The sequence below is a fragment of the Parahoeflea olei genome, assembly GCF_001703635.1.
In the GTDB taxonomy this organism is placed as follows: domain Bacteria; phylum Pseudomonadota; class Alphaproteobacteria; order Rhizobiales; family Rhizobiaceae; genus Hoeflea; species Hoeflea olei.
On sequence record NZ_LQZT01000012.1, the window covers coordinates 1 to 21,062 of the forward strand.

The window sequence follows — 21,062 nt, forward strand, 5'->3', positions numbered from 1 at the left end:
CGCAAAGCCGCATGACCAGCTTCATGGCCGCCCAATTTGCAGAACTTGACGCACACAATCGATATAGGGGTGTGGGGAAGCTAAAGCACCGGGTGTGACGGATCCCGGGATCGTCTTCCAGAAGTTGGAGTACGGACTGACAAGCAATCGTAGCTTGGCGCCCAATCAGCTTGTGCCATACTGAGCATAAGTGATAAGAAGACCTAGTTGCCCACAGGTCATTTATAATTTAATATAGCTAAAAAGCTTGATAGATTTAAATACCCCTCAAGAGGTTTTTGATTTAGCCGTTTGGGAAAGACATGTACGATCATATATTTAAGCAACCCTCTCACACTTTGCTAAAGAAGGCGATCAGTGAAAGTATCGCACCGCTAACAATAATTGCTGGTTCTGGTCTGAGTAAATCAGGTGGACTTCCCGACTGGAGTATGCTCCGCAGGGAGATGCAGTTAAGTTTAAACGATTTAAGATCCTCCAAAGAGTCCATGAATCCGGGTTTTTCCGATTCTCGGTTCAAGCAAGCTAGTTCAACGACGGATTACTGGGAATTTTTTCAGTTATCAAAAGACCTACTTGGGAGAGCTACTTATAGTGGCATTGTGAGGTCGGTGCTGTCTCCAGAGTTTGTCAATGTTCCGATTGGATACCGGAAACTTTTGGAGTTAGATCCTCATGGTTTTGCCACATTAAACTTGGACATATATGCGGGAGAGGCATTCGCTCAACATAATAGGTTTCCAGTAATTCCAATATACGGAAACGAAATTGCGCGTAAGTGGCAAATTATTAACGATGAGAGGCCATTTCTTGTATATCTTCATGGTCATATTAATGATCATCAAACATGGATTCTTACTAAAGATGAGCGAGATATGCTTTTATCTAATGAAGGGCACTCTCTATTTCTTTCGCAGGTATATCTCAATCATACAGTTATATTCGTAGGCTTGAGTGCAGAGGACGTCGCGCTTTCTGCACCCTTATTGCGACTTAGGCACGCTGGCTTTGCTCCGCCTCGGCTATTTTGGCTGACAACAAGAACAGACTCTTTGTCCGACCAGTGGGCCAGGGAGAATGACGTTCAAAAAATCAATTATAAAGCTACGGACGACGCCGAGCACGAACAATTTATCAACGCGTTTGTTGAAGATGTTAAAAAGTTCAATTCTAGAGATAATGCAAGAGTTCCACCAGCGGTTTCGGCCACCCGTAATTTTGGGACCATACCAAAAAATATGGAACCTCGCGATATCGCATTGCTAGAATGCGAAGAGGTAAGGCGGACGCTTTCTGATCTTCTTACACAAGAACTTCGGAGTCTGAGTGGTGAGGAATTGTATGATGCATTTGAGGAATTTTGCCGTAAATATAGATATCCAATACAAACAAAATCTTTTTACAAAGACAGTGTAGATCCGGATAATGTATTCTTTGGTTACAAAATAAATTTTCCAGAGCTGGGATCCGGGAATTTTGGTGAGGCATTTCAGGCTCGGGAACCTTCCGGGAAGGAGGTTTGCCTTAAAATAATGCACAGCAACATTGTCGCCAATCGAGAAATGATTGGTGGATTTAGGCGTGGCGTTAGGTCCATGCAGATACTTACTAAAAACAAGGTTGAAGGCGTCGTTCCAATTGTGGAATCATTCGAGATGCCTCCTACTATTGTCATGGACCTCGTGTCTGGAAATAGTATACAAGAAATATTTATGTTCCTTCATGAGTTTCCGTGGAGAGCAAAGGTAAAGATTATTGCAGACATAGGTGCGATTGTCGATAGGTGCCACAAGCTCCCGGAAATGATTCTTCATAGAGATATAAAGCCTTCAAATATTATGTTGAAAGGTCTGGATTATGATGACTATACATATGAAGAAATTTATGTTCTTGATTTTGATATGTCTTGGCATAAGAATTCTAGTGAAAAAGATATAGTTTTTGAATCAAGAGACGATTTTGGTTATTTAGCTCCGGAGCAAACTGACCCGGCGCGGCGGGTAAGTACTAGGTCAACTAAGGTTGATAGTTACGGATTGGCTATGACCGCTTTCGCTGTATTTGGCTCATTGCACCCTATGGCGGGCTGGAGCATGAGCAATGATTGGGAATCTAAAGTAAGGCTAGTGGCTAAGGCCAATTATAATCTGGAGTGGAGGTGCTTGCCTCAGCGGGTTGCACGTTCAATAATTGACGCAACCCGTATAGATCAAGATAGCAGGCTGGAGTTCTCTAGCTTTTGGCGCCGCTTCGAAAAAATATCGGGGCCAGCCAAGGGGCAAACCAGCTCAGTGCCAATTGACATCGTTGCCGAGGAAATTATTGCGATTGTAGCTGACGGGCGTAGTTACAGATGGGACGATGTATCTGATGAAGGGAGTGTCGAATTCGCGAGCGGCCTAAAAATTGAGATTAATGTTGATGTGGATCAGGTCAGCCTTGTAATCGGCTTTAGATACATGGATCACGGGGCCCGGGCTCATAAATCCAGAAACCTCTTGATGGGGCAGGCCAAGGGAGAAATAGATCAGTTCTCGTCAGTGAGTAATTGTAGGGTTAAGAGGGCGAATATCAATAATGGAACATTAGACTACATCCTTCAAGTAAGGGCTGAGAAAAATCTTGATTACTGCAAGTGGGTGGCGAAGTATATTTTAGTACCCGTAGATACACTGAACAAGATAGATTAGCTATTTTATTCCGCTTGGATATTTTAACGCGGAGTGTTGTAATCACCGAGGGTAAATGGGGGCAGGTCTGGTCTCCGAGTGGAATTGTCGACAATTTTTGGTTTGGTTTTTTTATCTCTGAAGAGGGCCGGAAACACTATACGGTAATCGGGGATCCCCTTGGCCAGTGATTTTGCAGCATGCCAACACCCCACCCGCAAAAATCCCCCCCCCATTTCATCCCCACCCTCTGCCCCCCATGCCATACTCTCCCGGTCCCGCACGGATACACCGCCAGGCGTGGCGGCGAGCGGGGACGGTTCCGGGTTCGGGAGGCAGACGCGGCCTTTCGGGTTTGGTCGCCTTCGGGCGGGTATCGGTTTCTCCTCAAGAGACGCTGCCGGGGCTTTGCGCAACACGGTGACCCGGTGGGATAAGGAGCAGGGCAGGCTCCCCCCGACGCGCGGGCCAGGCCCGCATAAGCTCACACATGGTTCGTGCCCATCTCCGCAGGCCCGCGCCGAGGCAGTTCGCTGAGGCGCACCCGGCAGGCGGCGGATGTCCCGAGGCCCCAAGGGGCCGACGGAGAGCCAGGCGTTGTGCACCGACCGCGTGAAGCAGAAACGCCGAAACGGGGCGCTTCGGGCGCCACAGTTCTACCTTCCACGAGGCGCCCAAGCCGCCCCGGCCGATCCAACGCGATCGGGAGACGACAGACAGGCACGCGACACCCGGCGCCGAGGGGCGGCCGGGCCCTTGGCGCTGCCGCACCGGATCGCGGGCCCGGGCCGGTGTGCCGATCCGCCGGGCAGGGGGGCGGGGCAGCAGGAGAGGGGCGCAAGTCGACGCGGGCGGGGCGCCCACCGATCGCGGCGGCACGCGAGGCGACGGAGGCGCGGAAAATCACCCCGCCCAATTCCTTTCATTTGAGTTAATTGCCACGGTTCCGGTTTACCGGCCGCTAAAGGGGGCGCGCTAGCCTGCACCATGGACTCCATCAACAGGTAACGCCGGAAAGGGAGCGTTAGGCCGATGTCCACTGTCACACCTGCCGCATCTTCAGGGGCGGCCCAGCCCGACGCGGTCGATCGGGTGGCGCAACTTCAGGAGCGGCAGTCGCCGCTCGCCACCACCGTCACATTTTCCGGCACCGGAGCCGCCGCCCCGGTGCCCTCGCGGGTCGAGCCGCCGGCCTGGCCGCATCCGGGCTCCGTCGATCTCGTCTCCAAGCTGCTCGATCTCTCCGGCACCCATGTCGCGCGGGTGTCGAGCCACCCGGGCCAGCCGGGTCCCCTCGCCGCCCCGGTCCAGGCCGCGCCCGCGGTCCAGCCGAGCGCCGTGTCGGGGGTCGATTTCTGGACGATCCTGTCGGCGATGCTGCCGGCCGAGTCGCGCTCCGGCTGAAGGGGCCGGCTGAAAGGGCCGGCCGAGCGCTGTCGCTGGGCGGGCGCTGTGGCTGGACAGACGCTCTGGCTGGGCGGGCGCTGGCGCCGCCGCGCGGGATGGCGTGCGAAAGGGCTTTTCCGGCCGGCAAAACATGCTAAAGCCTGTGCCGGTCCGGTCGAGGGGCCGTGCGGCGCCGGTTCCGGCGTGCGCGGAGCCCGCCAGCCGTTCACGCACCGTCCAAGCCCCGCAGGAAGCCTCCCATGAACCGCAATGCCCTTTATGTCGTCATCGCCCTGCTCGTCGTCGGCGTCGCCGTCATCGGCTACCAGCTCTACCAGGAGCGGCAGAAGCCGTCCGGCGTCGAGATCAAGATCGGCGAAGGCGGGGTCTCGATCGAGTCCAACTGACGCGCGCGGCCCGGCCGGACGCGCCGCGGACGCCGGCGCGCTGTCGCTTTGACGAGGCGGCAGCGTGCGCCTGCGCCTGGGCGTCGGGGTGATCCGGTCTGGGCCGGAGTGCCTCGCACCATCGCAACCCTTCGTTAACCGGTTTTGCTAACCGGACGCTAAAACCCCGGCGCTAGTCTCGTGCGATCGAAGCACGGGTATTGCGTCATGATTTCGAGCGTCATCAGCACAGCCTTTTCAGGCATGGCCGCGCAGCAGAAGCGGATGGAGGCGATCGCCTCCAACGTCGCCAATGTCGACACGCCGGACTACCGGCGCAAGGAGGTCAACATGGTCTCGACCGGTCCGGGCGTGCGTGCCGTCGTGAGCGAGGCGCGGTCAGCCGGCGGCGTCGATCTCGCCGCCGAAATGGTCGACATGATCGAGACCAAGATGGCCTATCAGGCCAATGTCGCGGTGATGGAAACCGGCATGGACATGTGGGACGCGCTGATGAGCGCGCTCGACCCCAAGGATCGCGACGAACGCTGGCGCTGAGCCGCGCGCTTCGCCCCCGGCAAACTCTCCGGACAACCGGATCTCCCGTTCCCGGCCGTGCGGGCCATGCGTGCCCGCTGGCACGGACTGCCGCCGGCCCGCATTCCCCATCCGGGGAATTCCATCGCCTGGCTCCCGGGTTAGGCTTGTGCCTTGTCTGATGGTCCGGCCGCGGGGGAAAACGCATGCGCATCCTGTCACGATTGATGGTTCTCGGTCTTGTCGCGATCGTGGCGTGGCTTGCCGGCGGCGGGCGCGGGGCTGCGCTCGAGCTCGAACGCAACGGCACCCGCTACGAGATCGCGCTGCCCCTGCCCAAGGGCACGAAAATCTCCCGCTCCGGGGTCGACCGCCGCTTCAGCGTCAACGGCATCGGCGTCTCGATGCGGTTGATCCAGGACAGCTATTCCGAGTGCGGCAAGCTCACCTCCGAGCGGGAAAGCAACGGCTTCAAGCGCAACCACACTTCGCTGCCCTTCACCGCCGTGATCACCCCGCGCGAATGCTCGACCCAGCTCTACAGCCCGGAGCGGGTCACCACCAAGACCCATTATGTCTGGCTCGACATGTGCCAGTGCTATGCCGCGATCCACTTTTCCTATGCCGATGGCGAGCGCAAGCGGTTCGAACAGGTGTCGCCGCCGATCCTTGCGGCGCTGCGCAAGCCGTCGTCCGCGGGCAGCAAGGGCAAGGCGCCGACCGGGCTCGAACTCGACAGCGACTGGCTCGAAGCCTTCAGGATCTTCAAGAAGCGCGGCTTCCCCGCAGCGCTGGTCTACAACATTCTCGGCGACACCGCCCATATCGCGCTCGGTGCCGCCGGCCTCAGCGACCGCTATGCCGAGGAGCTGGCGCGGCTCTACGGAACCAGCGTCAAGGACGTCAAGGACGGGAAGGCTGCCAGCGCCAGCTGGTTCTACGATCTCGAGACCGGCTTTGCCATCGGCAGCGCCAGCCCCCAGCAGATCGCTTCGAACCTGTCGAGCTGCTACCGGAATTACGACTACTGGCGGGCCTGCAAGCTCAACTACCACCAAGAACAGGGCTGCCGGCTGACCAAGGCCTGGAAGACCGTCTGCGGTGCCTACATGAAAGAGGGCATGAGCCAGATGATCGGCGACCTGTGCTTCTGGGAGCCGCGTGGCGACCTGCCGATGCTGGCCGGTGCCGACACGCGCGAGAAATCGGTGATGCTGCCCGGCGGCAAGAAGGTGGCGAAGGCGCCTGGCAAGAAGAAGAAAAAGGTAAAGCAGGCCGCGGCGTCGAACGTGCCCTACTGCGCCGACGACGGCCCTGGCGGCTGGCGCGACTATCTCACCTATTTGCGCGACAAGGGCGAGGGTGTGCCTGCAGGCCTCGGCCTGTAGGTGGCAGCTGGGCGGCGCGGGTCACCGGCGGGTCCCGGTGGCCCGCGTCGTCTTCAGTGCATAGTGTAGTCGCGGCGAAGGCGCTGCTGCGATCCTCGGCCTGCGGGCAGGTGCGCAGGAGCTGTCTCCCTGGCGGTTCCGGTGACAGCCGAAACCGCAAAGCTCGCGCCAGTCGCGCTCCCGTCGGCGCCCCGGCCTGCGCAACAGGGAGCGATGAATGACAAGGCTGGAGCGCCGCTTGCGCCGTGATCCCTCCCTGCGCGTCTCCCCTTGGCGGGGCTGGCGGCTCCGTGTCATCCTGGCCCGCGCCCTGGCATCGAGGCCCGGGGCTGAAGGGCCGGGTCTTGCCGGCGGGAGGCGGTGTGCCGGATATCGGGCTGGTCTTCACCCCCATGGACATCGTGCTGGCGGTGCTGATCGGCTGTGCGCCGGGCCTGGTGCTGGGCGCGGCGCTCGGCGCGTGGAAAAATCCCGGCCACCGCTTTCGCGCTGCCGTCCTCTGGGGCGCAATCGGGTTTATACTGGCCTTCGCCGGCTGGTGGGTCTATCTCACGGTGATCAAATAGCGCCGCCGCCGGGGTCTTTCGCGCGCAGCGACACGAGGAAACCATGAGACGCATGCTGATGCTTTCTGCCGTCACCCGCGCAAACCGCCACGGCGTCATGCGCGAGATCGATGATGCGGCGGTGTCCTGCGGCGGCTGGATCGAGGGCCACACGCTGTTTTCCAATGTTGCTGCGACGTTTCGCTTCGTGCTGCCGGCGGGGGGCCTCGAGGCATTCGCCGCGCGGATCGCCGCCGCCGGCCTGCAACTGGACGGTGCCGGCCTGGCAGCGCTTTCGAAGCGGGTCGCCTCCGCGGCAGCCGATGACGAGCTGCCCGGCGCGCTCGCCGTCACCTTCGTGCATGACGAACCCGACCTGCGCCGCGAAATCCCCGCAGTCCCGGGATAGCGGTGGCGGCCGGAACCGAAACGTGAAGCGTAAAGCGGAGAATGGAATGCACCCTGTCAGTCATCTGGTCGCGGCCGTTGCGGCCTTCGCCGCGCTTGCGCCTGCCTCGGCGCGCGCCTGGGAACCGGTCGAGCAGGTGGTCACCTATCCCGTGAGCGGCAGTTCGGGGCCGGAACTCTACCAGTCCATTGGCGAGAACGGGCCGGTGATCGGCGACGGTCGCCGCACCATCGCCCACACCACCTTCAAGCTCACCTGGCGGCGCGATTACCAGGAGCGCGGCGGCGGTTGCGTGCTGGCCTCGGCCACGCCGAAGCTGATCATCACCTACACGCTGCCCAAGCCGCGCGGAAAGCTGCCGAAGGAGGTCGCGCAGGCCTGGGCGCGATTCTACGACGGTCTTGCCGCCCACGAGAAAATTCACGGCCAGTATATCGTCGAGATGGTGCAGGCGATCCAGGCCGTCAGCACCGGCCTGAGCGCCGACAGCGATCCGGGCTGCAACAAGGTCCGCGCCACGCTGCAGGGCCATCTCAAGCGGCTGTCGGACGAACAGCGCGCCCGCGGCCGTGATTTCGACCGGGTCGAGATGGGGGAGGGCGGTGCAGTCCAGCGGCTGGTGCTGGGGCTGCTCAACGGCCGGTGACCGGGCGCCCGCCGGCGCGTTCGGCCCTTGCCCTCGTCCCCGCGGCTGCCTAGGGTCTCACCCCCGTGCCGCGGCAGATAACCAGGACCCCGCATGACCTTTCGCATAGCCACCTTCAACGCCGAGAACCTGTTGAGCCGCTTCGATTTTTCAGGATACCGCAACGAATTGCGCCAGGACCGCGTGGCGCAGCTTTACGAATTCGCCTCCGAGGCCGATTACCGCCATGCCGAGATCGCCCGGGCGCTGTCGCTGACCGACGATACGCGGCAGCTGACGGCGCTGGCGATCGCCGAGGCCGATGCGGATATCCTGTGCCTGCAGGAGGTGGAGAATCTCGATACGCTGCACCGGTTCGAATATGGCTATCTGTTCAAGATGATCGGCGACGGCTACCGGCACAAGGTGCTCGTCGAAGGCAATGACGGCCGCGGCATCAACCTGGCGCTGATGGCGCGCGACGAGACCCGTGACGGCGCGCCGATCGAGATCCTCAACGTCACCAGCCATGCGCACGAGACCTATGAAAGCCTGGGGCTCTACACCCATGAGCTCAAGGGAATGCAGCAACCCGGCGACAAGGTGTTCAAGCGCGATTGCCTGGAGGTCGACCTCAAGGTCGGCACCCGCCGGCTGACCGTCTATGTGGTGCATTTCAAGTCCATGGGCTCGCCCAGGGACGGGCTCGACGGACGCAGCGCGTCGATGCCGGTGCGGATCGCCGAGGCCCGGGCGGTGCGCCGGATCGTCGCGCGCCGGTTCGGCCCTGATGGCGGCGGCAAGCGCTATGTGATCGCCGGCGACTGCAACGACTATGTGGAAAAGCTCAAGATCACCGGCGATCGCCGCAATGGCTACGATTTCGTGCATGTGGCCGAGCCGGGGGGCGCGGTCGAGGTGCTGACGGCGGATGGCTTTGCCGAGAACGTGGTGATGCGGCTGCCGGAACGCGAGCGCTGGACGCTGTTCCACACCCGCGGGCCGCAGGAACGGCACCTGTGCCAGCTCGATTACCTGCTGGCTTCGCCCGCCCTGGTGCGCACCGGGCGCAGCCGCATGCCCGATATCGTCCGCGCGGGCCAGCCCTGGCGCACGCCGATGCCGCCCGGCCAGGAGGTCGACCGCTATCCCCGCACCGGCTGGGACCGACCCAAGGCGTCGGATCATTGCCCGGTGGCCATGACCTTCGACCTGGTCTGACCGATGCCCGGTACGGACCTTCCCGAGAACCGCGTCTTTGCCCTGGATGCCGTGCAACTGCGGCTGGCGCAGGGCGAGCATCCCTGGGTGGCGGCCGAGCGCGAGGCCATCGCCGCGCACTGGGCGCGCGAACAGGTGGAGCGGCCGTTCCTGTTCAACGGCACCATCCTTTTGCACCGCGGACTGCAACTGACCGACGGCGTCCTTTCGGGCGCCAGCCACCGCGCGCCCTATGCGGCTCTCTTGCATCTGGTCCGCACCGCGCCGCGTGCCGATGTGGCGCATCTGTTCGGCTCGGCGCTGATCCTGTCCTCGGACGGAGCCATGATCCTGATCCGCATGGCCGCCCGAACCGCCAATGCCGGCAAGGTCTACGCGCCGGCCGGTTCGCTCGACGAAAGCGACATCGTGGACGCCGGGGTCGATCTCGACGGCAGCATGCGGCGCGAGGTCCGGGAGGAGACCGGGCTCGACCTCAGCCATGCGGTCGCGGAAGGTCGCCTGTTCGCCTGGCGCAGCGGCTGGCTTGTCGCCGTGTTTCGCCGGTTCCGTCTCGACCAGCCGGCGGAACAGATCGCCGAGCGGGTGCGCGCCCATATCCGGACAGGCACGGAGGACGAGATCGAGGATGTGGTCGTGGTGCGCGGTCCCGGTGACGCGGGCCCCACGGTGCCGCCCTATATGCGGGCAATGATCGATTACCATTTCGCAAGCCCGCAACCCGTTAGCGGTTGGCAGGGGAGCGGAAATCACTAGGATGCGCCGCATCAACGGCGTGGCCAAACGCGCCGGGAACGAGGGGTTTGACTGGGCATGACCGACTACGCAATCTACGACGTATTCACCGGAACCGCGCTTGAGGGCAACCCGCTGGCGGTGGTGTTCGATGCCGATCACCTCGACGGTGAGCGGATGCAGGCGATTGCGCGAGAGTTCAACCTTTCGGAAACGGTGTTCGCACTCAAGCCCGAAAACCCGGTGCACAATGCGCGGCTGAGAATTTTCACCACCTTGCGGGAGCTGCCCTTTGCCGGGCACCCCACGGTGGGGGCGGCGATTGCGCTCGCCGACCGCCGGCTGGGCGGGGAGGTGCCGGAAGCGGGCATCGATATGGTCAAGGTGCTCGAGGAGCCGGTCGGACCGGTGCGCTGTGCGGTCAAGCTCAAGCCGTCGGCGGCCGGCTTCGCCGAATTCGACCTGCCCAGACTGTCGCATCAGATCGACGCCCGGATCGAGCCCGCCGATGTCGGCGTGGCGCTCGGGCTCGACCCGCAGGATATCGGCTTCGAGAATCACCGGGTTTCGCTATGGAGCGCCGGGGTGCCGTTCGTGCTGGTGCCGGTGCGCGATCTCGCAGCCGCCGCCAAGGCCGATTGCAGCCCGCAGGACTGGGAGCGGATCGCGCCGATGGGCGACGGGCAACTGTCCTGGCCCTATGTCTATTGCCGCGGCGGCCTCAACCACGGTGCCGCGTTCCATGCGCGCATGTTTTCGCCGCGCGAGGGCGGGGGAGAGGACCCGGCCACGGGCTCGGCGGTCGCCGCGCTTTCGGGGGCGATCCATCATTATGACGGGCTGCTCGAGGGCAACCATGCGCTGCTCGTCGAACAGGGCGTCGAGATGGGCCGGCCCTCGCTCATCCACCTGCATATCGACTGCTCGGCAAGCGAAGTCACGCGGGGCCGGATCGGCGGCCAGGCGGTGCGGATCGCGGCGGGAAAGCTGCTCGTCTGAGCGCTTCTGTGCCGCTGATGGAAAACTTGTGTCATCTTGTTGAAAAACAGTGTGGACAAGCCCGCCCATCCGGTCTATACGCCCCCTCGTTCCGGTGACGGAACAGGTGGGGCGCGTAGCTCAGTTGGTAGAGCAGCTGACTCTTAATCAGCGGGTCCACGGTTCGAGCCCGTGCGCGCCCACCATCTTTTTCCCAAGACATTCCTGGCGATGACCGGCCTCCGGCCGGTTGCTCGCCTCCTGGGGCGCAACGGTCGCGAAAGACTGCGCCGTAACCTTAATTGCAAAAGCCCCGGAGCCGCACATTGACCCGGTGCGGCGCTGTCGCCGAATATCGGGGCCGGGGAATCACGGACAGGATCGGCCATGCGCATTGAGGATACCGGCAGCGACGGAACCGGCGGGCGGCGCGCGCTGCTCTGGCTCTACCCGGTGCTCGCGGGCTTCGTCCTGCTGCTGGCGCTGCTGCAGACGCTGCCGCTGGTGCTGCCGATCGGGCCGATGTACTGGGACGTGCTGATCTATTACGACGCCATCGGCCGCATCGCCCATGGCCAGTGGCCGGCAATCGATTTCTTCGTTCCGGTCGGCCCGCTCGAATATTTCCTGGCCTACCTGTCGTCCCGGCTGTTTCCCGAGGCGCATCCGGTGCTGCTGACGCAGTGGATCTGGCTGCCGCTGACGGTTCCGGTGATGGCCTTGATGCTGTGGGACGTCGCGCGGCAGAGCCGCATGGCGGCGCTCTGGCTTCTGCTACCATGGATGATCTACACCGCGCTGCCGTTCAACGTGATCGATTATTACCCCTATCCGGGCACCGACGCCTTCGGCATCTACAACCGGCACGGCTCCGTCCTGATCTATCTGGTGGCGGCAACGGTGCTGTTCGTGCGCGGTCCGCTGGTGCAGACCATCTGCCTGAGCCTGCTGTTGCTCGGGCTTGCCTTCTGCAAGATCACGGCCTTCCTCGCCTGCGGGCCGATCCTCCTGTTCGGGCTCCTGTTCGGCCGGATCTCGCCGCGCACCGCGATCGCCACGGCGCTCCTGTGCATTGGCGTGGCGGGCGTCGTGGAGCTTTCCACCGGCCTCGTCAGCCCCTATGTGCGCGACATCGTTCTGCTCGCTTCGGAGAACTCCGGCGCCATCCTGCCGCGCTTCCTCACGGCCGCATCGCAGCATTTCAACGTGCTCGGCGCGGGCGGGCTGCTGGCGCTGGTGCTGCTGGTTGCCGCGCTTTCGGGCCATGAGGCTGCGGGCGGCCGCCGCTCCGGCAATGCGATTGCCCGGGCGATCGATGCGGACTGGTTTTGGCTCGGCCTGCTCATCGCCTGCGGTCTGTTCTACGAGACGCAGAACACCGGCGGGCAGGCATTCTTCGCGGTCTGGCCGGCGCTGCTTTCCATCCTGCTGCGGCCGCGCCCGGCCTATGGCCGCTTCGGGGTTGCGATCCTGGTGCTGATCGGGTTTACGGCGCTGCCCAATGTTTCCACCATGATCCACAAGGCCGCGCGCGCCGCGGCGGTGGCGCCGGGTTATGTGCATCTCGATGCGCCCGATCTCGGTCCGATCGGACGGGTGTCTGCCAAGGACGTGTTCGTCGAGCAGGCCAGCCGCCTGCGTGGCATCTATATCTCGCACCCGGAGACCTACCGGGCGATTGCCGCGACCGGGTCGCTTCCCTCGTTCCTGCTGTTCTCGGATCCCGACTACCAGTACCTGCTGCTTCAGGAAATGCAGGCCGCGACCGTGGCGATCAAGGCGCTGGAGAAGAAGAGGGGCGCCCCCTTCGCGCGCGTCTTCAATCTCGATTTCGCCAATCCGTTTCCCTACATCCTCGACAGGAAAGGGGCGGGCGAGGTGGCGATCGGCGCCGACCCCAGCCGGGCCCTGCCGGACCTCGACGTCAAGACCCGGCGCGCGGTTGCCGCAACCGACCTGGTGCTGGCGCCGGGCTGTCCCTATCACCGCGCCCGGCAGGAACTGTTCGAGCATTACCGGTCGGCCCTGACCCGCCATACCCGGATCGCGCTGACCCCGTGCTACGACGCCTATGTGCTGCCGCCGACGCGGTGAGCACCTGGCTTTGCGGCGCTGTGGTGGACGCCGAGAATTGACAGCTTGACGGTTCCGGATTCGCGCAGGACAGTGGCGGCCCAGTCCTTTAGACATGTTTGGAGCCTGTGATGGTCATCGATCCGCCCTACCTGATTTTCCTCGGCGACGTACCCGACGCGCTTGCGGCCAAGACCGGCCTCGGCATTGTCGACTGGCGGCCCGAATGGTGCATCGGCCAGCTCCGCCTTGAGGGCTGCCAGGCGGATGCGGGGATCCCCGAACTGAGCATCGACGACGCCGTCAAGGCGGGCGTGAAGACCATGGTGGTGGGTGCGGTCAATGCCGGCGGCGTGCTGCCGGCGCACTGGATCTCGTCGATCGTTGCGGCGCTCGATGCCGGTCTCAATGTCGCCACCGGCCTGCACACGCGGCTGGCCTCGATCCCCGAGATCAAGGCGGCAGCGGACAAGAGCGGTGCGAAACTGCATGATGTCCGGTTTTCCGACCATCGTTTCGACACCGGCAAGGGCACCAAGCGCCCGGGCCTGCGCTGCCTGACGGTCGGCACCGACTGTTCGGTCGGCAAGAAATACACCGCCCTGGCGCTCGAGCGGGAAATGCGGGCGAGGGGCATGGATGCCGATTTCCGCGCCACCGGACAGACCGGCGTGTTCATTTCCGGCCGCGGTGCGGCGATCGACGCGGTGGCTGCCGACTTCATCTCCGGCGCCGTGGAATGGATCGCGCCGGCGGCGGATCCGGGCCATTGGGACCTGGTCGAAGGCCAGGGCTCGCTGTTCCATCCGAGCTTCGCGGGCGTCTCGCTCGGCCTGCTGCACGGCGCGCAAGCCGATGCCTTCGTGGTCTGCCACGAGCCGACCCGCACCACCATGCGCGGCGTCAAGCATGCGCTGCCCTCGATCGGCGAGGTGATCGACATGACCATCGCCATGGGCAAGCTCACCAATCCGGCCATCACCTGCACCGGCATCGCCGTCAACACCCGCAAGCTCGGGGAAGACGAAGCCCGGGCGCTGCTCGACAAGCTGGCCGGCGACTACGGCGTGCCCGCCACCGACCCGATCCGCTTCGGCGTCGAAGCCCTGGTCGATCGCCTGGCGGCGATCCGTCCCCAGGACTGAGCGGAGAGGGAGTTTATTTCTAAAGTAGCACTTGCAACGACGGCAAAGACGCATAAAGTAAACGAGCGTTCATTTATTTGAAGGACGCAGAAGGACAGCCGGCTGCTGAGAGGACAGGAGCCGGCGGTCATTCGCAAGACGCCGGAAACCGGCGCGAGACTGGCCACGGGAACGGCCATGGGCGTGGAGGGAGACCACGCCTCCGGACATCACAAGAGAGCCGGTCACGTTTCCGCAGTATCTGCTGCTGAACGCCAAGCGCTTCGCGGCGCGTCCCGCGATGCGCTTCAAGGATTACGGGATCTGGCAGAGCTGGACCTGGTCCGAACAGCGAGACGAAATCCGCGACCTGGCGCTTGGCCTCAAGGCTATGGGGCTGGGCGAAGGCGACCGCATCGCCATCGTCGGCTCCAACCGGCCGCGGCTCTACTGGGCGTTCTGCGCGGCGCAATCGCTCAAGGCGATTCCCGTTCCGGTCTATGCCGACTCGGTGGCCGAGGAGATGGCCCATGTGCTCAACAATGCCGGGGTTCGCTTCGCCCTTGTCGAGGACCAGGAGCAGGTCGACAAGCTGCAGTCGATGGCAGCCGACATCCCGCAGTTGAGCGAAATCATCTTCGACGAGCCACGGGGCCTGCGCGATTACGGACGCGACCACCTTCACGATTTTGCCGCGGTGCAGGAGCGGGGGCGGCAGGCCGCAAGCGCCGACGCTTCCGCCGTCTCCGACTGGGAAGCCCGCATCCGCGCCTCGGACGGCAGCGAGATCTCGACCATCCTCTATACCTCCGGCACAACCGGGCGCTCCAAGGGCGTGATGCTGACGGCGGCGGCCTCGGTAAAGGCCGCGGAGGACACCGCAAGCTTCGACCATCTGAGCGAGACCGACGAGGTGCTGGCCTATCTGCCGCTCGCCTGGGTCGGCGACCATTATCTCAATTATGCCCAGGGTTATGTCGTGGGCCTGTGCATGAGCTGCCCGGAAAGCCCCGATACGGTGGCGCAGAACCTGCGCGAGATCGGGCCGAGCTTCTATTTCGCGCCGCCGCGGGTGTTCGAAGGCCTGCTCACCAGCGTCATGATCCGGATGGAGGATGCGAGCGGCTGGAAGAAGCGGCTGTTCCATCACTATCTCGGCGTGGCCAAGGCCCATGGCGAGAAGATCCTCGAGGGCCGGCCGGTGCTGCTGTCGGGGCGGATTTCCTACTGGATCGGCGACAAGCTGATCTACGGACCGCTCAGGAACGTGCTCGGCTTCAGCCGCATCCGCACCGCCTACACCGCCGGCGAGGCGATCGGCCCGGACCTGTTTTCGTTTTTCCGCTCGCTCGGCATCAACCTCAAGCAGCTCTACGGGCAGACCGAGGCGTTCCTCTATGTCACCTGCCAGAAGGACGGGGACGTCCATCCCGATACGGTCGGTCCGGCGGCCCCCGATGTCGAGATCCGCATCACCGACAGCGGCGAGGTGCAGTTCCGTTCGCCGGGCATGTTCGCGGGCTATTATGGCGACGAGCAGAAGACGCGCGAGACCCTGACCGAAGACGGCTGGGTGATGACCGGGGATGCCGGCATCTTCGACGCGCGCGGCCACCTCAAGATCATCGACCGGGCTAAGGATGTGGGTCGGCTCACCACCGGCGCGCTCTATGCGCCGAAATACATCGAGAACAAGCTCAAGTTCTTCCCCAACATCAAGGAGGCCGTGGCCTTCGGCGACGGGCGCGATTTCGTGGGCGTGTTCCTGAACATCGACCTGACCGCCGTGGGCAACTGGGCCGAGCGCAACAATATCTCCTATGCCTCCTACCAGGAGCTCGCGGGCCTGCCGCAGGTCTATGAGATGATGGCGGGCCATATCGACCAGGTGAACCGCGACCTTGCCGCCGAGCCGATGATGGCCGGCGCGCAGATCAGGCGGTTCCTGGTGCTGCACAAGGAACTCGACGCCGACGACGGCGAGCTCACCCGCACCCAGAAGGTGCGTCGCGGCTTCATCGCCGAGCGCTTCGGGCCGCTGATCGAGGCGCTCTATGACGGATCGAGCGAACGCTTTATCGAGACCGACATGACCTTCGAGGACGGCCGCAAGGGCGTGATCCGTGCGACCGTGACGCTTCAGGATGCAAAGACCTACCCGCCGGCGCAGCCGGTCAGCGAGGCTGCGGCATGAGCAACCGGATCAAGCATGTCGAACTGCATGTCGACGACGACGGGCTCGCGCCCGGCGACGTGATGCTCAAGCTCGACAATGTCTCGCTCGCCTTCGGTGGGGTGAAGGCGATCACCGACATTTCCTTCGACATCCGCAAGGGCGAGATTCGCGCCATCATCGGCCCCAACGGGGCGGGCAAGACCTCGATGCTCAATGTCATCAACGGCTTCTACCACCCGCAAAAGGGCGTGATCACCTTCCGCGGCCAGGCCCGCTCGCGCATGCAGCCCTACGAGGCGGCCGCATCCGGCATCGCCCGCACCTTCCAGAACGTGGCGCTGTTCAAGGGCATGTCGACGCTCGACAACATCATGTCCGGTCGGACGCTGAAGATGCACAGGAACTTCTTCTGGCAGGTGCTGCATGTGGGGCCGGCGCGCAACGAGGAGATCGAGCACCGCCTGAAGGTCGAGGAGATCATCGATTTTCTCGAGATCCAGCACATCCGCAAGACCCCCGTCGGCAAGCTGCCCTACGGTTTGCAGAAGCGCGTCGAACTCGGCCGCGCGCTGGCGATGGAGCCGGACCTGCTTCTCCTCGACGAGCCGATGGCCGGCATGAACCTCGAGGAGAAGGAGGACATGAGCCGCTTCATCCTCGACGTCAACAGCCAGATGGGCACCACCATCGCCCTGATCGAGCACGACATGGGCGTGGTGATGGACATTTCCGACCGCGTGGTGGTGCTCGATTACGGGCGCAAGATCGGCGACGGCACGCCCGACGAGGTCAAGACCAACCAGGACGTCATCGACGCCTATCTGGGAGTGTCGCACTGATGGACTTGCTCTATTCCGTATTCATCGACCCCTTCGTGCAGATGGCCGAGATGCCCGATTTCCTGCTGCAGGTGCTGTGGGAAGGCTTCGTCGCGGGCGTGCTCTACGCGCTGATCGCGCTCGGCTTCGTGCTGATCTACAAGGCCTCGGGCGTGTTCAACTTCGCCCAAGGCATCATGGTGGTGTTCGCGGGGCTCACGCTGGTGGGGCTGCACGAGAAGGGGGTACCGGCCTATCTGGCGCTGGTGCTGACCATCGGCGTGATGGGGCTCCTGGCGCTCGCCGTCGAACGCTTCGTGATGCGCCCGCTCGTCAACCAGCCCGACATCATTCTCCTGATGTCGACGATTGGGCTCACCTATTTTCTGGTCGGCTTCGGCGAGTTCGTCTTCGGCGGCGAGCCCAAGCAGATGATCACCCAGGAACTCGGGCTTCCGACCGGCTCGTCCGCCTTCGAGATCGGCGACGGCGGACTGCTGATCCTCCAGCATATCGACATTGCCGCGGCGGTGATCGCGCTGATCATGGTGGGCGTGCTGGCGGTGTTCTTCAACAAGACCCGGATCGGGCGTGCGCTGCGTGCGGTGGCCGACGATCACCAGGCGGCGCTGTCGGTGGGGATCTCGCTCAACCAGATCTGGGCCATCGTCTGGTTCGCCGCCGGAATCGTGGCGCTGACCACGGGAATCATGTGGGGTGCGCGCTCGGACGTGTCGTTTGCGCTCGAGATCATCGCCTTCAAGGCGCTGCCGGTCCTGATCCTCGGCGGCTTCACATCGATCCCCGGCGCGATCGTCGGCGGGCTGATTATCGGGGTCGGGGAGAAACTCGGCGAAATTTACTGGGGTCCACTGGTCGGCGGCGGAATTGAAAGCTGGCTCGCATACATGATTGCCCTTATCTTTCTCCTGTTCAGGCCGCAGGGCCTGTTCGGAGAACGCATTATCGAAAGGGTATAAAAATGCACAAGAGCCGCCTTTCCGCCATCGTCATCGATGTCCATACCGACCACATCGAGCATTCCGCCGGCTTCTGGTCGCAGCTGCTGGGCGAGCCCTCGCATGTCGACGACGATGGCCAGCGCGCCACCATCATGGCGGCCGACAAGGGCGTTTCGCTGGTTCTGGAAGCCGTTCAGGACGAGGCGCGGATCCATTTCGACATCGAGACCAATGACCTGGCTGCCGAAATCCACCGCGTCGAGGCGCTGGGCGGGCGCAAGATCAGCGTCAAGGATCATGCCGTGATCATGGAAGCGCCGACGGGTCACCGGTTCCGGCTGACCGGCCCGAATTCGCATCTGCTGCCGTCTGCCGGCAAAACCTGGGGTGAGGATTAATGCTCTATCGCGAATCGGGACAGTACAAGACCAGCTACATTGCCGACCAGGCGATCTTCCCGATCCGGGAAGACCGCATCGGCATGGGGCTGATCGGGCTTGCGGCCGTGTGCATCCCGTTTTTCGCGAGCGATTTCTTTCTCAACGCGATCATGACGCCGTTCCTGATCCTGGCGCTTGCCGCGATCGGGCTCAACATCCTGACCGGCTATGCCGGACAGCTCTCGCTCGGCACAGGCGCGTTCATGGGGGTGGGGGCCTATAGCTGCTACAAGCTCACCTCGATCTTTCCGGATGTGAACATCATTGTTCTGGTGCTGGCCTCCGGCCTGTTCTCGGCCGCCATCGGCGTCGTGTTCGGGCTGCCGTCGCTCAGGATCAAGGGGCTCTATCTCGCCGTCACCACGCTGGCGGCGCAGTTCTTCCTCGAATGGTGCTTCATCCGGATCCCGTGGCTCTACAACTACAATTCGTCGGGCGCGATCGAGGTGCCCGAGCGGCGCGGCTTCGGCGACGTCATCCTGACCGGGCCGTCGGCCTCGGCGATGACGCAGTATTTCGTGGTGCTCGGCATCGTGGTGGCGATCACGCTGGCGGTGAAGAACATCGTGCGCGGGCGCATCGGGCGGCAGTGGATGATGATCCGCGACATGGACATCGCCGCCGAACTGATGGGCGTGCGGCCGCTCACGGCCAAGCTGTCGGCCTTCGCGGTCTCGTCCTACCTGTGCGGCGTGGCGGGCGCCATGTTCATCTTCTTCTATCTCGGAGCGGCCGAACCTTCGGCGTTCTCGATCACGCTGTCGTTCCAGGTGCTGTTCATGGTGATCCTCGGCGGGCTCGGCAGCCTGGTCGGCTCCTTCTTCGGCGCGGCCTTCATCTGGGGCCTGCCGATCGTGCTGCGCGCGGGCCTGCCTGCGCTCGGCATCGGCATCGCGGCGGAAACCGTGTTTCACATCGCCACCATGATCGTGGGGGCGCTGATCATCTTCTTCCTCATTGTCGAGCCGCACGGGCTCGCGCGGCTGTGGTCGCTCGGCAAGGAGAAACTGCGTGTCTGGCCGTTCCCCTACGGCTGAACCGATGGTGTCTTGCGGGCCGTTTGAGGAGGCGGAGCGCAAGGGATCGACAAGCGGCACTGTCCGGGCAAGGGACCCGTCCGGACCAGCATGCCGGGAGGAACCGGGTCCCCGGACTGGTGCGGAAACCGCGCCAAATGGGAGGAATACCATGCGACTGAAACGTCTGATCGCCGGATCCATATTGGCCGGCACCCTGGCGGGCGCGGCGCTGCCGGCCCTTGCCGACGAGCTGTTCGTGCCGCTGTTCAGCTACCGCACCGGGCCCTACGCCGGCTCGGGCATCCCGATCGCCAACGGCATGCACGACTACCTCACCATGCTCAACGAGCGCGACGGTGGCATCAACGGGGTCAAGCTCCGGATCGAGGAATGCGAGACCGGCTACGACACCCAGAAGGGGGTGGAATGCTATGAGCAGGTCAAGGGCGCGGGCGCCTTGCTCATCAACCCCTATTCGACCGGCATCACGCTGCAGGTGATCCCGAAGGCATCGGTCGACAAGATCCCGGTGCTGTCGATGGCCTATGGCCTGTCCGCGGCCGCGATCGGCAACACCTTCCCGTGGGTGTTCAATCCGCCGGACACCTATTGGGATGGCGCCTCGGCCATCATCACCGACATTGCCCGCCGCGAGGGCGGCGCGGAGAATCTCAAGGGCAAGAAGATCGGCTACATCTTCCTCGACGCCGGCTATGGCCGCGAGGCGATTCCGCTGCTCGAACAGCTCTCCGAGACCATGGGCTTCGAGCTTCTGCAATACCCGGTTCCCGGCAAGGAAATGCAGAACCAGTCCTCGCAGTGGCTCAACATCCGCCGCGACCGGCCCGACTACATGGTGATGTGGGGCTGGGGGGCGATGAACCCCACGGCGGTCAAGGAAGCCACCAAGATCCGCTATCCCATGGACAAGTTCTATGGCGTGTGGTGGTCGGGCGGCAATGACGACGCGGCCGCCGGCGGCGAAGACGCCAAGGGGTTCCGCACGCTCAACTTCCACGGTGTGGGGTCCGATTATCCCGTGATCGCCGACATCAAGAAATATGTGGTGGATGCCGGCAAGAGCCAGGTCGATCCGGCGAAGTTTGCCGACAACCTCTACAACCGCGGCGTCTACAACTCGATGCTGATCGCCGAGGGCATCCGCAAGGCCCAGGAGATCGCCGGCAAGCCGATGATCACCGCGTCGGACATGCGTAACGGGCTCGAGAACCTCGACGTCAGCGAGGCGCGTCTCAAGGAAATCGGCATGGAAGGCTTCGCGTTGCCGATGAAGCTCACCTGCGAGGACCATTCCGGGCACCACAAGGTCTATATCGTCGAATGGGACGGCAAGGACTGGCAAAAGTCCGGCGACTGGTTCTCGCCCGATGTCGGGACGGTTAAGCCGCTTCTGCAGAAGGCGGCCGAGGACTATGTGGCGAGCAACTCGCCCTGGCCCGAGCGCACGGAGCCGTGCCTGAACAAGTAAGGCTGCAAGGCCTGCCGCCGCGCGAGACCACGCGACTCGCGCGGCGGCGCCGGGGTTCTAGGGCTTGAACCGGAAAGGGTGA

The 21,062-nt window shown here is 63.1% G+C and carries 19 protein-coding genes and 1 tRNA gene; all 20 read left to right on the forward strand.

Annotated elements, in window-relative coordinates; translation table 11 throughout:
• Positions 1–302 precede the first annotated feature (302 nt).
• Positions 303–2,690, forward strand: a complete 2,388-nt coding sequence (locus tag AWJ14_RS21880; protein WP_083220137.1) for a protein kinase domain-containing protein — start codon at positions 303–305, stop codon at positions 2,688–2,690.
• Positions 2,691–3,701: 1,011 nt separating this feature from the next.
• Positions 3,702–4,073 (forward strand): hypothetical protein, encoded by a 372-nt coding sequence (locus AWJ14_RS08585; protein WP_066177563.1) that lies wholly within the window; start codon positions 3,702–3,704, stop codon positions 4,071–4,073.
• A gap of 242 nt (positions 4,074–4,315) precedes the next feature.
• Complete coding sequence (locus AWJ14_RS22370; RefSeq protein ID WP_171904841.1) at positions 4,316–4,462, forward strand: hypothetical protein; 147 nt, start codon at positions 4,316–4,318, stop codon at positions 4,460–4,462.
• A gap of 207 nt (positions 4,463–4,669) precedes the next feature.
• Complete coding sequence (locus tag AWJ14_RS08590) at positions 4,670–4,999, forward strand: flagellar basal body rod protein FlgC (protein WP_066177566.1); 330 nt, start codon at positions 4,670–4,672, stop codon at positions 4,997–4,999.
• Between the two features lie 185 nt (positions 5,000–5,184).
• Entirely contained in the window at positions 5,185–6,366 is a 1,182-nt protein-coding gene (locus tag AWJ14_RS08595) for a hypothetical protein (protein ID WP_139112580.1), read from the forward strand.
• Between the two features lie 362 nt (positions 6,367–6,728).
• Positions 6,729–6,932, forward strand: a complete 204-nt coding sequence (locus AWJ14_RS22170; protein ID WP_139112581.1) for a hypothetical protein — start codon at positions 6,729–6,731, stop codon at positions 6,930–6,932.
• A 43-nt stretch (positions 6,933–6,975) separates the two neighbouring features.
• On the forward strand, positions 6,976–7,320 hold the full coding sequence (locus AWJ14_RS08600; RefSeq protein WP_139112582.1) for a hypothetical protein: 345 nt from the start codon (positions 6,976–6,978) through the stop codon (positions 7,318–7,320).
• A 46-nt stretch (positions 7,321–7,366) separates the two neighbouring features.
• Entirely contained in the window at positions 7,367–7,966 is a 600-nt protein-coding gene (locus AWJ14_RS08605) for a DUF922 domain-containing Zn-dependent protease (RefSeq protein ID WP_066177574.1), read from the forward strand.
• Positions 7,967–8,059: 93 nt separating this feature from the next.
• On the forward strand, positions 8,060–9,166 hold the full coding sequence (locus AWJ14_RS08610; RefSeq protein WP_066177575.1) for an endonuclease/exonuclease/phosphatase family protein: 1,107 nt from the start codon (positions 8,060–8,062) through the stop codon (positions 9,164–9,166).
• A gap of 3 nt (positions 9,167–9,169) precedes the next feature.
• Positions 9,170–9,922, forward strand: coding sequence for an NUDIX hydrolase (locus AWJ14_RS08615; protein WP_066177578.1), 753 nt, complete (start codon positions 9,170–9,172; stop codon positions 9,920–9,922).
• 57 nt (positions 9,923–9,979) lie between these two features.
• Positions 9,980–10,900 carry a PhzF family phenazine biosynthesis protein gene (locus AWJ14_RS08620; protein WP_066177581.1) on the forward strand — a complete coding sequence of 307 codons (921 nt, stop codon included), beginning with the start codon at positions 9,980–9,982 and terminating at the stop codon, positions 10,898–10,900.
• Between the two features lie 109 nt (positions 10,901–11,009).
• Positions 11,010–11,085, forward strand: a tRNA-Lys gene (locus AWJ14_RS08625).
• 181 nt (positions 11,086–11,266) lie between these two features.
• Complete coding sequence (locus AWJ14_RS08630; RefSeq protein WP_066177584.1) at positions 11,267–12,973, forward strand: hypothetical protein; 1,707 nt, start codon at positions 11,267–11,269, stop codon at positions 12,971–12,973.
• 110 nt (positions 12,974–13,083) lie between these two features.
• Positions 13,084–14,097, forward strand: coding sequence for an N-acetyltransferase DgcN (gene dgcN / locus AWJ14_RS08635; protein ID WP_066177586.1), 1,014 nt, complete (start codon positions 13,084–13,086; stop codon positions 14,095–14,097).
• A 208-nt stretch (positions 14,098–14,305) separates the two neighbouring features.
• Positions 14,306–16,270, forward strand: a complete 1,965-nt coding sequence (locus tag AWJ14_RS08640; protein WP_066177589.1) for an AMP-binding protein — start codon at positions 14,306–14,308, stop codon at positions 16,268–16,270.
• On the forward strand, positions 16,267–17,091 hold the full coding sequence (locus AWJ14_RS08645) for an ABC transporter ATP-binding protein (RefSeq protein ID WP_066177592.1): 825 nt from the start codon (positions 16,267–16,269) through the stop codon (positions 17,089–17,091). Before AWJ14_RS08640 ends, AWJ14_RS08645 begins: the two co-directional genes overlap by 4 nt.
• A complete protein-coding gene (locus AWJ14_RS08650; protein ID WP_171904842.1) occupies positions 17,091–18,050 on the forward strand; it encodes a branched-chain amino acid ABC transporter permease in 960 nt (319 codons plus the stop codon). Before AWJ14_RS08645 ends, AWJ14_RS08650 begins: the two co-directional genes overlap by 1 nt.
• Positions 18,051–18,052: 2 nt before the next feature.
• Positions 18,053–18,430 (forward strand): VOC family protein, encoded by a 378-nt coding sequence (locus AWJ14_RS08655; protein ID WP_066177594.1) that lies wholly within the window; start codon positions 18,053–18,055, stop codon positions 18,428–18,430.
• A complete protein-coding gene (locus AWJ14_RS08660; protein ID WP_066177598.1) occupies positions 18,430–19,509 on the forward strand; it encodes a branched-chain amino acid ABC transporter permease in 1,080 nt (359 codons plus the stop codon). Before AWJ14_RS08655 ends, AWJ14_RS08660 begins: the two co-directional genes overlap by 1 nt.
• A gap of 151 nt (positions 19,510–19,660) precedes the next feature.
• Positions 19,661–20,980, forward strand: a complete 1,320-nt coding sequence (locus AWJ14_RS08665; RefSeq protein ID WP_066177603.1) for an ABC transporter substrate-binding protein — start codon at positions 19,661–19,663, stop codon at positions 20,978–20,980.
• Positions 20,981–21,062: the final 82 nt, after the last annotated feature.